At 40.4% G+C, this 13832-nt stretch carries 14 protein-coding genes; 4 read left to right on the top strand and 10 right to left on the bottom strand.

The window, feature by feature from the left end; translation table 11 throughout:
• Positions 1-20: 20 nt before the first annotated feature.
• Entirely contained in the window at positions 21-959 is a 939-nt protein-coding gene (locus tag KO525_RS09050) for a hypothetical protein (RefSeq protein WP_215963484.1), read from the bottom strand.
• Positions 960-1121: 162 nt separating this feature from the next.
• Between KO525_RS09050 and mtnN the strand changes: the two genes are divergently transcribed.
• From mtnN to KO525_RS09035, 3 genes are read left to right on the top strand one after another with little or no spacing between them, the layout of a single operon-like run.
• On the top strand, positions 1122-1820 hold the full coding sequence (gene mtnN / locus KO525_RS09045; RefSeq protein WP_215963483.1) for a 5'-methylthioadenosine/S-adenosylhomocysteine nucleosidase: 699 nt from the start codon (positions 1122-1124) through the stop codon (positions 1818-1820).
• 38 nt (positions 1821-1858) lie between these two features.
• The gene (locus KO525_RS09040; RefSeq protein ID WP_215963482.1) at positions 1859-2803 is read left to right on the top strand and encodes a cobalamin biosynthesis protein; all 945 of its coding nucleotides are present in this window, start codon (positions 1859-1861) and stop codon (positions 2801-2803) included.
• Positions 2804-3190 (top strand): rhodanese-like domain-containing protein, encoded by a 387-nt coding sequence (locus KO525_RS09035; protein WP_215963481.1) that lies wholly within the window; start codon positions 2804-2806, stop codon positions 3188-3190. It begins immediately after the preceding gene.
• 121 nt (positions 3191-3311) lie between these two features.
• On the opposite strand, the gene KO525_RS09030 is transcribed toward KO525_RS09035, so the two are convergent.
• From KO525_RS09030 to KO525_RS09010, 5 genes are all read right to left on the bottom strand, one after another.
• Positions 3312-4055: an SGNH/GDSL hydrolase family protein gene (locus KO525_RS09030; protein WP_215963480.1), complete on the bottom strand. Its 744-nt coding sequence runs from the start codon at positions 4053-4055 to the stop codon at positions 3312-3314.
• 425 nt (positions 4056-4480) lie between these two features.
• The gene (locus tag KO525_RS09025; protein ID WP_252736623.1) at positions 4481-4666 is read right to left on the bottom strand and encodes a hypothetical protein; all 186 of its coding nucleotides are present in this window, start codon (positions 4664-4666) and stop codon (positions 4481-4483) included.
• Between the two features lie 79 nt (positions 4667-4745).
• The gene (locus KO525_RS09020) at positions 4746-5072 is read right to left on the bottom strand and encodes a DUF5329 family protein (RefSeq protein WP_215963479.1); all 327 of its coding nucleotides are present in this window, start codon (positions 5070-5072) and stop codon (positions 4746-4748) included.
• A 146-nt stretch (positions 5073-5218) separates the two neighbouring features.
• Positions 5219-6691, bottom strand: a complete 1473-nt coding sequence (locus KO525_RS09015; protein WP_215963478.1) for a L,D-transpeptidase — start codon at positions 6689-6691, stop codon at positions 5219-5221.
• Positions 6691-7071 (bottom strand): rhodanese-like domain-containing protein, encoded by a 381-nt coding sequence (locus tag KO525_RS09010; protein WP_215963477.1) that lies wholly within the window; start codon positions 7069-7071, stop codon positions 6691-6693. The genes KO525_RS09015 and KO525_RS09010 overlap by 1 nt, the downstream gene beginning before the upstream one ends.
• Before the next feature lie 130 nt (positions 7072-7201).
• Between KO525_RS09010 and KO525_RS09005 the strand changes: the two genes are divergently transcribed.
• On the top strand, positions 7202-7669 hold the full coding sequence (locus KO525_RS09005) for a thioredoxin family protein (RefSeq protein WP_215963476.1): 468 nt from the start codon (positions 7202-7204) through the stop codon (positions 7667-7669).
• A 101-nt stretch (positions 7670-7770) separates the two neighbouring features.
• On the opposite strand, the gene lysS is transcribed toward KO525_RS09005, so the two are convergent.
• The 4 genes from lysS to secA form a co-directional block, all read right to left on the bottom strand.
• Positions 7771-9339 (bottom strand): lysine--tRNA ligase, encoded by a 1569-nt coding sequence (gene lysS, locus KO525_RS09000; RefSeq protein ID WP_215963475.1) that lies wholly within the window; start codon positions 9337-9339, stop codon positions 7771-7773.
• A gap of 52 nt (positions 9340-9391) precedes the next feature.
• Positions 9392-10490, bottom strand: a protein-coding gene (gene prfB / locus KO525_RS08995; protein ID WP_215963474.1) for a peptide chain release factor 2 whose coding sequence is annotated in 2 segments (ribosomal slippage) — positions 9392-10414 and positions 10416-10490 — 1098 coding nt in all. Because the reading frame shifts where the segments join, the coding sequence is not laid out codon by codon here.
• 108 nt (positions 10491-10598) lie between these two features.
• The gene (mutT, locus tag KO525_RS08990) at positions 10599-10994 is read right to left on the bottom strand and encodes an 8-oxo-dGTP diphosphatase MutT (RefSeq protein ID WP_215963473.1); all 396 of its coding nucleotides are present in this window, start codon (positions 10992-10994) and stop codon (positions 10599-10601) included.
• 90 nt (positions 10995-11084) lie between these two features.
• Positions 11085-13790 (bottom strand): preprotein translocase subunit SecA, encoded by a 2706-nt coding sequence (gene secA, locus KO525_RS08985; protein ID WP_215963472.1) that lies wholly within the window; start codon positions 13788-13790, stop codon positions 11085-11087.
• Positions 13791-13832: the final 42 nt, after the last annotated feature.

The raw sequence follows: 13832 nt of genomic DNA, 5'->3' as shown, positions 1-13832 counted from the left end.
GTCTTACATGCCGTATAATTTTAATTGATCCAAAGTATTCCAAAACTAAACTGCGTCCCAGACATATCAATGTCTGGAATAGAGGCCGTTCGTTCAATTCCACCGCTATTTTCATCTTTAAATGTGGTGCTCATTTCACTAAATTGAGCCATCATAAAATCCGCATTAAATGTGAGTGCAATGCCCTTTTTAATTTCATAACTTACGCCAGCATTTAACCTTGCCTCAAACCCATTAAAAGATTCATCTATCGATTCAATTCCATATTGCTGCTCTAGTTGTGAATTTTTCGCCGTCGCTAATACTGGCAACGCCAAGTTTGCCCCGACATGCCAAGTCAATCGCTTTCTAGCATTGGAAAAAGCCGTATTGTAGTGAATGCCTGCAATCGCATTAAAATATGTTAGATCTTCTTCTATGGCGAGTGGTGATGTCAAAATTTGAGGTGGGTTAGGATCAGTGAAATATTTATCACTTTCTCTAATTTCGTTATTTAGTTCAGCTGCACGGCCTATTGCTTCAAAATTTGAACGCACAAAACCTATGGTTTTTAATTGGCCACCAAATGCGACATAAAATTCATCATCTACATGATAAACGCCCTGAGCGACCATATCGGCTAAACTTAATTTACTGGTATTTTGTTGAACAATGCCGTACTCGCCAACCGACCAAGTGTCTTTGGTATATTCTTTGGTAACATCGGATTTAGTATTGAGTAAAAAGCCCCATTTGCCGGTGAGACTGGTATAGGAGCTTGCATAAAGAACAGTATTTGTGACACTGATATCCGTCGCTAAGTCGCCAATGCCAGCAAAATCTTTCAGTGATTCTTGATAACGAATTGTTTGCATACCGACTTGCGTAGAATTCAAACCGGGGTAATTTTTATCTTCAGCGCTACAATTCATGCTGACTAAAACCAAGCTTATACACGTTGCAATACTACGAATCGACATCTTCTTTCCATGTTTGGTGTTTTTATAATTCTTGGCAAGTATAGAATAAAAAATAGCAAATAGAAAACCCCACCAAGTTAACTTATAATGTATTTTTTATTATGTATATTACGGTTTTAATTAACCTTTATATCCAAATTGCAATTAGGGATTTACCTACTCATGACAATCGCAATCATTGGCGCTATGGCACCAGAAGTCGCTATTTTAAAAGACCAACTACAAAATATAAAGTCCACAAACGTGGCTGATTTTTGTTTTTACCAAGGAACGATTGATAATAAGTCCGTTGTATTGGTTCAATCGGGTATAGGTAAGGTTGCTTCTGCCGTTGCAACAACACTCGTGATTCAATTATTCAAACCTGACTATGTTATAAATACCGGCTCTGCAGGTGGTTTTGACTCAAGTCTTAAAGTAGGTGATATTGCGGTAGGGAACGAACTTGTCCATCATGATGTTGACGTAACAGCATTTGATTATGTTTATGGCCAAGTGCCAAACATGCCGGCTCGTTTTGTTGCAGATCCAACATTAATAGCGTTAACCCAAGAATCAATTGCCGAACTAACCGACATAAATTGTAAAGTTGGGCTTGTAGCCACTGGCGACAGTTTTATGTGTGACCCAGCTCGGATCGAAGAAACCCGCGTTCGTTTTCCAGATATGTTAGCAGTTGAGATGGAAGGCGCGGCTATTGCTCAAGTATGTCATCAATTAAACACCCCATTTGTCGTTATCCGTTCATTATCTGATATTGCCGGTCAAGAATCTCCGGTATCGTTTGAAGCCTATTTGGAAATTGCCTCTAAAAATTCTTCCCAATTAGTTTTGAACCTCATCTCAAAAATTAGCGCATAACTGGCCTGCCAAATTTGAACCTTTTGGAAGGTTGGCCTGTGCTACAACAATCACCAGAATTGGCAATGGTCATTCTGGTGATTGTTATCGAATGGTTGCTGCCACTTGGCAATCGCTTTCATATTGAAAATCTGTTCATCGGTCTGGCCAATGCAATTCGTGTCAAACTGCGACTTCAAAGAACCAACATTAATCACACATTAAATGGTGTGTTAGCCCTTGTGTTCTATCTTGTATTTATCGCTATAGTACTGTTTGCCGTTTTGTTCGCCTTTGAAAACGATGTCTGGACTCAAGGTTTTTTACTTTACCTTAGCTTGAGCCTGTCGACTCATACCCGCGTATTTCAGCAACTTCGACCACTTTTAGAAAACAACCAAAAAAGTGCGGCACGAACCTTATTAGCAACCATCACTATTTGGGACACCACCAAACTGAGTTTACTTGGTATGAATAAACTGATTCTCGAACTTTTGATCTTTCGTTTTGTGCATGGATGGCTGTTCCCTCTGATTGCGTTCGGTTTGTTCGGCGCAGCAGGTAGCCTGCTTTATATTGCCATCGTCGCCACACAATTTGCATGGTTGTCCTACGACAAAAAGATAAGCGACTTTGGTCAATTTTCAACTCGAATGCTAGACACTTTAAGCTTTATTCCTTCTCTATTTTTAGCCCCTATGTTTTCAGTATTTTGTTCTAGTCCTGGATGGTTAAACACTTTTTCAAATACAAAAAAACAATGGACAGAAAATAGAGGCTCGCTAACGCACTTATTATGGCTCGCAATTGTTTCTGCTGGTTGCAAATGTGAATTAGCGGGACCGCTGATGTTAAACGACCATAAAGTCCCTAGACCAAGAATAAACTTCGCTAAAGCTATTGGCCCCGAACATATAACCCAATTATTAAATTGGATCGTGCGCTTTAAGATATTTACGCTAACGTTATTGGTAACGGTTCTTCTTATTATTGGATTAAAATAAATGAAATTAACTTCACTTTTTTTGTCACTGCTAACCTTTTTTAGTTTTTCATCAGGTGCAGCCTACTTTGGTTCTTTGGAGCTAATTGATGCTGAGCAACTTAATAAAGAACGGGAAAAATACATTGTATTAGATGTTAGAACCGCTGAGGAATTTAAAGCTGGTCACATTGCTGGTGCAGTAAACATTCCGCACAAAAACATTAGCGAACATATAGAAACGATTAAAACTTGGCAGGATAAAACTATCGTGGTGCACTGCAAAAGTGGTTATCGAGCAGGTAAGGCAGAATCAGTACTTACCTCTAACAAGATAACAAATATGGTGCATCTAGATGGCGACTTTGACGGCTGGCAAGACAACAAACAACCGATTGTTAAAGACTAGCTCATTCATTGTTTTTCATTACGTGTTTTTCATTACGAAGCTTACTTTTGATGTAACCGTTATTCGGTATAAATAAGTTTCAAAGTAATCAAACCGACTCTGCTCATGCTCCGCTTAATGACTATGGTTTAGGAAGTAGTGGAGCTATTACCTCAAACACCTGTTTTGCTAAATACTTATAACCAGCGGAAGTAAAATGAACATCCCCTTGTTTCTTTTGAATCGCTGGTATTTTTAACAAGGCATGTGAATGTAAATCATTGATCACTACGTTGTTCTTCATCGCGAGTTGCTTCACGATATCGTTATAAATAATTTCATCGCCAACTTTTCTGCCAACCTCACCCTCTGGCACAGGCGTGGTAGCAGACCAAATAAGCTTAGCTTTAGTAGCCTTTAGCCTATGTATCAACTGAGTCATATTTTGTTTGTACTGAGTCGGCGTTGTCGTCAACGACCCGTTTATTTTGTCTCTATGGCCAGTATTTTTTGATTCAGGATGACGATAACAAATATCCCACAAGCCCCAGTTAAAACTGATCACATCCCAATTACGCGTCCCAAGCCAGTCATCGATATGCTCTAATCCATAAGAAGAATATCGACCATTTGTCGGGATCCGAAAAACATCCGCCTTACCTTTCAGCAACTTTCTAACATGCACCGTATAACCAATGGAAATAGAGTCTCCAATAAGCAAAACATTTGGCAAATTAGGGTTATCCTTCGGATTTGAGAACGCTTTTTTAAACTCTTTGCCAGTATACAATTCATTGCTACTGGCTAGGTTTTCTTGGCTATATGCATTTTGCGCAAACAAAGTAACTAGGCTCAACAGTAACAAACGAACAAATGTGGTTCTCATAAATGGCCTTTCAGTAAACAAGGCGCCTCGCTAGAGGCCTAAAATTGTTGGTTAAAAATTTAATAAAAATAGGACCTGGACTTCGTACTCGTTTTACATAACGAGGCCCAAACAAAGTCAGCTCCCATCAAGCTGAAAATTCGTTTTAGCGTGTAAACACGTGCCACAAAACATAAATCCATGACAAAAAACCATGAAATATTGCCCATAATACTGACTGATTAACACTCCAAGAAATCACAATTGAAAGTGCCGTGCCAAATGTAATCCCATACTTTACTATTTCTTTTCCTGATTTTTCCATTACCTAACTTCCTGTTTTTTAAAAATGAGTGATAACAAAGCGAAATTTCGCTCATGTTGATTGGTCAATCAGAGATGCTAAACATCGACATACTGAGCAACTTTTTGTTTAAATAAGTCAACTAGCGCAGGTTCCATGTACTCATAATTGTCAGGAAAGCCCAAATCACATCTTCAACCCCTAATGGAATTTCTGCATGGTTATTTAACCCTGCAGAGCGGACGCTAATATTCGCGATATCTGAAAACACCGATTCAGCGGTAGGACTTCGTAACTTATTTTGACTGCATACAAATAGTAAATTCATCTAGGCCTTAAGTCATAGCAAGAAAACAATAGAAATCCGAAACATACAGCAAGCAGCCTTGCTGACAACTTAATCTAGATTACTTCTTAGATGCTCTAAAAGCGGCTAATTCGGCTAACAGCCATTGTTTACTTTTAATCTCAGGCTTACCTTCACAGTGGATTTTATAATGCTTACCTGACATTTTACTTTTAGTGGCTGAGTACTTTATAAAATCCTCTGTCGAATGAATATCATCAGCATAATACTCATATTTTTTCTTAATATGCGCCACCGCCGCTTGCCCATTATGGCGAGTACCATTGCGCTCATACGTACAAGATGTTGTGCTAACAAAAGTTAATAAATGATTAATTTCGTCCTGCGTAAATGCATAGCTTTTAATTGAAAAAACTGAAGCAATCATTAAGAGTATGTAACCGAACTTCAAATGTAACTCTCCTTGTTAAACAATTTAATCTGAGGAAACTCCCTCGTTTGATCGAGCCCCATTCGTTACAAACTTAACGCTTTATTAACAATAAAGTTTGCAGAAACTCGTAAAAATATTTTTTATAAAGCAGGATCAGCTTCTATTTCAGCAATGCCTATTTGGCGCTTTTCATCTTCGGAGCTTTCGACAGAAGGTTGTTTTACCTCTTGTATATCAATATCAAATGGATTTATTTCTGGCTGCTCTGTCACTTTGCTGCCGGTGATTGATGTGTTGTCGCTAGATGTCGTTTCATCACCATAAGTATCATCTTCTTGCCCTGTTAGTTCACCATTGCTCACAGTATTACGATCTTGCTCAGTTAGGTTTTCAATGCCACTCTCGCTTACCTTATTATCAGCAAGGGGCTTGTTTTCTATATCGGACTGAGTTTTGGTTAACGCAACCAAATCAAGTTCCTCAGGTGTTGCACTAACAATGACCTTGTCGCCGTTTTGTAACAGTCTAAAAAACACTTCAATGTCTGAATTTCGCAACCTGACACAACCGTGAGTCGTGCGGCTTCCTATCGAACGAGGGTTAGATGTCCCGTGTAAAAACAATGAGTTGCCAAAGTGCATGGCATGGTTACCCATGATGCCGCGCCAACAACGTTCGCCTTTTGCCAGTTTTTGCCTAAACTCGCCTTCCATTTTTTTCGGCACACACCAATTGATGCCGTCGGGATCAAATAACTTAAATTCAATTTCAAACTGCCCTTCAGGGGTGTAATAACACTTACCGCCTTTAGCGGCAGATAAACATCGGTCATAACCAAGTGCAACCGGCGCTGTTACTAACTTGGTACTTTGCCCGTCGATGATTTCAAATACAGATACATTAAATGAGGTTTTATCAATTACCGCGACACGTTTTGCTTTTGCATCCCTTTCATACATTTTAGGACGCGTTCGATTTTGGACTTTGACTGGTTTAGCTAACCACATCGGCTCTGAAACTGGTTGCCAATCCCCATCAGGGAAATGCCCGGTGATCCGAATTGTGTGATGGTCTTCTTCATTTGTAGTGAAAACCGAATCCGCCAATAAAATCTCACCACCTGTTTGTGTTGAGCTTTCGTAATTATTCACGCTATCCTCGAAATCAGCATCGGTTGCACTGTCTGGTTCAAGTTCGGTTTTATTTTTTTGTTTAAGCGCCGCCGACAATGCACTTTGTTGATCTGGGTACCATAACGTCGACTCTAATAATTTATATGCCTTAGCCTTTGTATTTCGAGACTTTAGTGCTTTATGAATTATCATAGGAGGCGCAGAATGGGAAACCACTGTGCGCTCCTCTAACGCAGCCTTTATTGAAACGTATAAATGAGGTTCAAGGGGTTGCCATTCGCCTTCGGGGAAATGCCCAGTGACTTCTATCCATTCTTCATCTTGTTCACTTGACGTAAACAAAGTGCGGTCTGGCCAGCTTTCTATAATTACCCCGTTAGGCAAATCAAAAACATCGATTTCAGCCTTAGTGATAAATGTTTTAGCGGCCAACAAGGGCAAACTTAAGCACAGTAAAAGACAAAGTAGTATTAGTCGCATTAATCAGTGTCGCCATGGTCAATAGGTAATAAACGCTCACACCAGGCTCTAAAACCGCCATCGAGAGACTTCACTTGAGTATAGCCAAGTTTTTGGAGCATATCCGCGGCGAGCGCTGATCTAAATCCGCCACCGCAGTACAGTACAATATGGGTTTGATAGTTAGGGATCTGACGTTCTATATCGCGTTCTAGAACGCCCCTTCCAATATGAATAGCATTAGGCAAATGCCCTTTAACCCATTCGTTATCTTCTCTTACATCAATAAGGATGAAAGGGGTTTGTTCAGAATTTATCAACAAATATTGATCGATATTAATTTCCGTAATTAACGGTTTTATATCGTTAACAACGCGCAGAAAGCCTGGAGAATGTTCCATGTTTCGGCCTCCAAAATGTTTACACTTATTGCAGAGTGCCAGATAAACTTTTTTCGGTCAAAACATTCATTATTTCATTGCATTAACGCATACTGAACAATCTTATCAATTGGAAAAACAGAACCTTAATATGCGTATAAAATTAGCGAGTTTGTGTCTTCTGTTGTTGAGTTTTAGCTCGACAGCTCACAACGATTATCACGTAGGCGTTATCAGTAGCGAAGATATCCTGCTGAATTTTGAAACATTTGCACCACATCAAAATGACGTCACTTTCACCGATGAACAACTATCCGCATTGAGTCAGTATACAACTCCTACTGAGATCAGGGTCTTTTTTGGACAATGGTGTCACGATAGCCAACGTGAAGTGCCAAGACTGATAAAGTTATTTGAGCAACTCGGTAATCAAAATCTATCGGTTGTTTATTATGGTTTAGATACAGACAAGTCAGACCCGGCAGGAAAAGCCAAATTAAACGATATTAAACGCACCCCGACCGTAATCGTTTTACAAGATGGCGCGGAAGTTGGCCGCATATTAGAATTCCCTACAATCGACTGGGCGACGGATATAGCAACGCTGCTAAAACTCTAAACCTGTGCGGCTTGGTATTAACATTAAATATAGGGCAAATTTCAGACATAAAAAAACCGACTAATGTCGGTTTTTTCTCATTGCTCACTTATGCATTAAACTTATTCTGCATCTTCGCCTGTTGCGATTGGCTTCATGTGTGGGAACAAAATTACATCTTTGATCGTTGGCGAATCAGTCAACAACATCACTAAGCGGTCAATACCGATACCTTCACCAGCCGTCGGCGGTAAACCGTACTCTAAGGCTTGGATATAGTCTTCATCAAAGTGCATTGCTTCAATGTCACCAGCGTCTTTTTCTTCAACTTGTTTTTGGAAACGCGCGGCTTGGTCAGCTGCATCATTCAACTCAGAGAAACCATTAGCTAATTCTCTACCGCCAACAAAAAACTCAAAGCGGTCAGTAATAAACGAATCGTTATCGTTACGGCGTGCTAATGGTGACACTTCCCACGGGTAACCTGTGATAAACGTAGGTTGGTCTAGTTGCTCTTCCGCTGTCGCTTCAAATATTTCACAAAGGTATTTACCTGCACCCCAGATACCTTCAACTTCAGGTTCTTTGATGTGCAATGCCTTAGCGATTACTTTTAATGTTTCTAAGTTATTAACCGGATCAGCAATCGCAGCCGCCCATTGAGGGTTATTTGCTGCGTCGTCATAATATTTTAAAACTGCATCAGCCATAGTCAAACGCGTAAAGGGTTTACCAAAGTCATATTCTTTAGTTTCGAGCACTTCACCTTCGGCATTTTTCACTGTGTTTTTAACAACCGCAGTACCTAAGACGCTTTGAGAAACACTGCGAAGCATTTCTTCAGTTAAGTCCATCAAGTCGTTGTAATCTGCATACGCTTGGTAAAACTCAATCATAGTAAATTCTGGATTATGACGGGTCGACAAACCTTCGTTACGGAAGTTACGGTTGATTTCGAATACACGTTCAAAACCACCAACAACCAAACGTTTTAGGTATAACTCCGGAGCAATACGTAAATACATGTCACGAGACATGGCATTGTGATGTGTGATGAATGGACGTGCTGAAGCGCCACCCGGAATAACCTGCAACATAGGTGTTTCAACTTCCATAAAGTCACGGTCAGCTAAGAAACGACGAATGCCTTCAACGACTTTAGAGCGCACTACAAACGTTTTACGTGTCTCTTCGTTTGTGATCAAATCAACATAACGTTGACGATACTTAGCTTCTTGGTCAGTCAAACCATGGAACTTTTCTGGTAATGGACGCAGTGACTTCGTTAATAATTCATAACTTTGCATATCAACGTATAAGTCACCTTTACCCGACTTATTTAACGGCCCAGACACACCAATGATGTCGCCAATGTCCAATACGCCATATTTGGCTTTTAAATCTTTTTGAACATCTTTTGATGCATAAGACTGAATGCGACCTTTCATGTCTTGTAATAACAAAAACGGGCCGCGTTTAGCCATAATACGTCCAGCAATACTGACCTTATGATTTAGCGCAACTAATTCTTCTTTCGACTTTTCGCCAAATTCTTGTTGTAAGTCGTCACTGTAATGTTCACGACGGAACGTATTTGGGTGACCATTTGCATCACAGTTCTCGCGAATTGTTTCTAATTTCGCGCGACGTTCGGCAATCAATTTGTTTTCGTCTTGAATTTGCTCAGTCATGTTTGTTCTCATCTAATTAATCTGTATTGCGATAGTTATCGCCAACGAATACTTAAAGGCCCGCTTTTAAGCTTGCCTCAATAAATTTGTCTAAATCACCGTCTAATACCACTTGAGTATTTCGGCTTTCGATCCCCGTTCTTAAATCTTTTATACGAGAATCGTCTAACACGTAGGAACGAATTTGACTGCCCCAACCAATGTCTGATTTGGCATCTTCGGCGGCTTGTTTTTCTTCATTCTGTTTCAACATTTCAAGCTCAAACAATTTGGCTTTTAATTGCTTCATTGCTTGGTCTTTATTTTTGTGTTGCGAACGTTCGTTCTGACACTGTACAACCGTATTAGTTGGTAAGTGAGTGATACGTACCGCAGAGTCTGTGGTATTAACGTGCTGACCACCGGCCCCTGAGGCGCGGTAAGTATCAATTTTTAGATCAGTGGTATTAATATCAATTGCGATGTTGTCGTCCACTTCTGGATAGACAAATGCCGAAGCAAATGACGTGTGACGACGACTGTTTGAATCAAATGGTGATTTACGAACCAAACGATGCACACCGGTTTCGGTACGACACCAACCAAATGCATATTCACCTGACACGCGAATTGTCGCGCCTTTGATGCCAGCAACATCACCAGGAGTTACTTCGATAAGTTCAGTTTTAAACCCCTTAGCTTCCCCCCAACGTAAATACATACGCAACAAAATATTGCACCAGTCCTGCGCTTCTGTACCGCCAGAGCCTGACTGCAAATCGATGTAAGCATCGTTTGCGTCCTGAGGACCGGCGAACATACGACGAAATTCAAGGACATCTAATTTTGCTTCAAGGTCGTTTAATTCTGTTTGTGCTTCTTCGAACGTTTCTTCGTCTTCAGCTTCAACCGCTAATTCGATTAACCCTTCAACGTCATCACAACCTTGATCAAGTTCGTCGATAGTATTTACAACGGCTTCCAAATTTGAACGTTCTTTACCTAAATTTTGAGCTTTTTCTGGATCATTCCAAACTGCGGAATCTTCTAATTGACCAACGACTTCTTCTAATTGCTCTTTCTTAGCATCGTAGTCAAAGATACCCCCGTAATACATCCGTGCGTGTGCGGATGTCGGTAAGTTGATTCTGTACTGGATTGACTTCAAACATATGTATTAAAAAACCTAAATTGATCCAAAATAAACGAGGGCGGAGTGTACCAAATTTGCAATAATAAAGTCAGCAGGCAACGGCGTTAAAAATTCAAATAAATGACGATTATTTTAGTTCAACACGAATTTTGGCTAATACCGGTACATTTGCATCAGGAAAAGTCAGTGCAAGTAATTCTGATTTATCAAACCAACTGACCTCTTGCCCTTCTAACCCGGCTTCTTCTCCGTCAAATTCACTCACCAGCAAAAAATCCAATTTAACGGTTTTTTCAGGATAGTCGAACTTCAAAGAATGGAACGGTGACGTTGTTGTCACTTCGATATTAATTTCTTCTTTAAGCTCTCTTATAAGGGCTTGCTGAACAGTTTCCCCCGACTCAACTTTACCACCGGGAAATTCCCACTTACCACCTTGGTGCTGATGAGACTGGCGTTTGCTCAGTAAAAACTGACCGTTGCGATAAATTATCGCGGCTGCGACATGAATTTGTTTATTCATTTAATTTCCTTTAGCCAACGTTTAAACCGCTATGCTCTAAACTAAAAAAAGCGGGCAAGCCCGCTTTCTTTTCATATCAAAGGCTGTCTATTAAGACAATTTACCGTGACATTGTTTGTACTTTTTACCAGACCCACAAGGGCAAGGTTCATTACGGCCAACTTTTGCTTGGTCTCTAATTTGAGGCGCTTGTCTTTCTTCATTAGAAAGCTGGCTCGATGTTTCATGTTGGTATTCTTTTGGCGTGTTTTCAGCTTGTTTACGACGCTGCTCTTCAACAGCCTCAACGTCTTCTTCCGCCTTAACTTGAACACGGCATAACATTTTAGTTACTTCCGCTTTTAACATTTCTAACATATCGCCAAACAATTCAAACGACTCACGTTTGTATTCTTGTTTTGGATTTTTCTGGGCGTAACCACGTAAATGAATACCTTGACGCAAATGGTCCATCGCCGCTAAATGCTCTTTCCAATATTGGTCAAGCGTTTGCAACATAACCGCTTTTTCGAAATGACGTAAAACCTCTTTACCAACCATTTCTTCTTTCGCGTGATACATTTCGTCAATTGTTTCAGAAACACGTTGTTTTAATGTTTCTTCATGCAGTTTTTGATCTTCGTCCAACCAGCTACGAATAGGCAAGTCGACAGCTAGATCTGATTTTAAACGTTCTTCTAGACCTTCCAAATCCCACATTTCGTCAAGTGACTGCTGTGGTATATAAGTATCTAGAATATTAGCGACAACTTCCTGACGGATACCGTCAATTACTTCGCCAATATCGCCGCCTTCCAATAATTCATTTCGTTGTGAGTAGATTACTTTACGTTGATCATTTGCTACATCGTCGTATTCAAGTAATTGCTTACGGATATCAAAGTTACGAGCCTCAACTTTACGTTGTGCATTTTCAATCGCTTTATTCACCCAAGGATGTTCGATTGCTTCGCCTTCTTCCATACCTAAACGACGCATCATGTTTGTGACTTTTTCAGACGCAAACAAACGCATTAATGTGTCTTCCATCGACAGATAAAAACGAGAAGAACCCGCATCACCTTGACGACCAGAACGACCACGTAACTGATTATCGATACGGCGTGACTCATGACGTTCAGTACCGATAATATGCAGACCACCAGAGGCCAGTACCGCATCGTGACGTTTTTGCCATTCCGCTTTGATGTGGGCGACTTGCTGTTCAGTCGGATTTTTCAAACGCGACGCTTCAGCTTGCCAGTTACCACCTAATACGATATCGGTACCACGACCGGCCATATTAGTCGCAATTGTTACTGCGCCCGGTAAACCTGCATCTTCAACAATTTGTGCTTCTTTTTCGTGTTGTTTTGCATTCAGTACGTTGTGTTTAATACCTTCTTTTTTAAGGAATTTAGACAACAACTCTGACGATTCGATTGAAACTGTACCCACCAATGCTGGCTGACCACGTTTTTCACAATCTTTAATATCTTCAACAATAGCTTTGTATTTTTCAAGTTGCGTAAGATAAACCAAATCAGTTTTGTCTTTACGAACCATAGGTTTATTGGTTGGAACGACAACCGTATCCAAACCATAAATTTGTTGGAATTCAAATGCTTCTGTATCTGCCGTACCTGTCATGCCCGACAATTTGTCGTACATACGGAAATAGTTCTGGAAGGTAATTGATGCAAGCGTTTGGTTTTCGTTTTGAATCGCCACGCCTTCTTTCGCTTCAACAGCTTGGTGTAAGCCTTCAGACCAACGGCGACCTTCCATAGTACGACCTGTATGCTCATCAATGATGACAATTTGGTCATCTTGGACAATATAATCAATGTCTTTTTGATACATGATATGAGCGCGAAGGGCAGCATATACGTTGTGTAACAACGGAATGTTTGTTGCACTATAAAGCGAATCTTCTTTACCAATCACGCCACGTTCACGCAGAATTTCTTCCACTCTGATTTGGCCGCGTTCGGTTAGGTAAACTTGTTTTGATTTTTCATCAGCAGTGTAATCGCCTGTGCTTTCCACCCCTTCTTCGTCGTCTTTTTCTTGACGCTCTAACAGTGGTACAACACCATTAATTTGAAGATAAATTTCCGAATTGTCTTCGGCAGGACCAGAAATAATAAGCGGTGTACGGGCTTCATCAATTAGTATCGAGTCAACTTCATCGACAATCGCAAATGGTAATGAGCGTTGAACACGTTCTTTGGCATTAAATGCCATATTGTCGCGCAAGTAGTCAAAGCCAAATTCGTTATTAGTTCCATATGTAATGTCGGCCACATATGCTTTTTGTTTTGCATCGTGGGACATACCAGGAATATTACAACCAACCGTCATTCCTAAAAATTCAAATAACTCACGGTTAGTCTCAGCATCACGTTGAGCCAAGTAGTCATTTACGGTAATAACGTGCACACCGTTGTCGGTAAGCGCATTAAGGTATGCTGGTAACGTTGCCGTTAGCGTTTTACCTTCACCCGTTCTCATTTCGGCGATTGAGCCAGAATTAAGAACCATGCCACCCACAAGCTGCATGTCAAAGTGACGCATGCCGTATAAACGCTTACTGGCTTCACGTACCGTTGCAAAGGCTTCTGGGAGTAAATCGTCTAAGGTTTCGTTGGCTTCAAGACGTGCTTTGAACTCTGCTGTTTTTGCACGCAGTTCTTCATCAGAAAGGCTTTCAAATTGAGGTTCTAAGGCGTTAATTGCGGCAACAGATTTGTTTAATTGCTTAATTGTACGTTGGTTACGACTACCAAAAATTTTCGTTAATATCGATGAAATCATATTTATTCAGCTTGTACTTCTGACTGTTCTTTAAAATAAAAA

It is taken from the genome of Psychrosphaera sp. B3R10, assembly GCF_018861025.1.
Taxonomy (GTDB): Bacteria; Pseudomonadota; Gammaproteobacteria; order Enterobacterales; family Alteromonadaceae; genus Psychrosphaera; species Psychrosphaera algicola.
Note: the sequence above shows the minus strand (reverse complement) of the source record. Positions and strands in the feature narration are given on the sequence as shown.

Excerpts from the sequence above, each read along its gene's own strand:
- KO525_RS09050 (WP_215963484.1), bottom strand. The coding sequence starts at position 959 with ATGTCGATTCGTAGTATTGCAACGTGTATAAGCTTGGTTTTAGTCAGC.
- mtnN (WP_215963483.1), top strand. The coding sequence starts at position 1,122 with ATGACAATCGCAATCATTGGCGCTATGGCACCAGAAGTCGCTATTTTA.
- KO525_RS09035 (WP_215963481.1), top strand. The coding sequence starts at position 2,804 with ATGAAATTAACTTCACTTTTTTTGTCACTGCTAACCTTTTTTAGTTTT.
- KO525_RS09030 (WP_215963480.1), bottom strand. The coding sequence starts at position 4,055 with ATGAGAACCACATTTGTTCGTTTGTTACTGTTGAGCCTAGTTACTTTG.
- KO525_RS09025 (WP_252736623.1), bottom strand. The coding sequence starts at position 4,666 with ATGAATTTACTATTTGTATGCAGTCAAAATAAGTTACGAAGTCCTACC.
- KO525_RS09020 (WP_215963479.1), bottom strand. The coding sequence starts at position 5,072 with ATGATTGCTTCAGTTTTTTCAATTAAAAGCTATGCATTTACGCAGGAC.
- KO525_RS09015 (WP_215963478.1), bottom strand. The coding sequence starts at position 6,691 with ATGCGACTAATACTACTTTGTCTTTTACTGTGCTTAAGTTTGCCCTTG.
- KO525_RS09010 (WP_215963477.1), bottom strand. The coding sequence starts at position 7,071 with ATGGAACATTCTCCAGGCTTTCTGCGCGTTGTTAACGATATAAAACCG.
- KO525_RS09005 (WP_215963476.1), top strand. The coding sequence starts at position 7,202 with ATGCGTATAAAATTAGCGAGTTTGTGTCTTCTGTTGTTGAGTTTTAGC.
- lysS (WP_215963475.1), bottom strand. The coding sequence starts at position 9,339 with ATGACTGAGCAAATTCAAGACGAAAACAAATTGATTGCCGAACGTCGC.
- mutT (WP_215963473.1), bottom strand. The coding sequence starts at position 10,994 with ATGAATAAACAAATTCATGTCGCAGCCGCGATAATTTATCGCAACGGT.
- secA (WP_215963472.1), bottom strand. The coding sequence starts at position 13,790 with ATGATTTCATCGATATTAACGAAAATTTTTGGTAGTCGTAACCAACGT.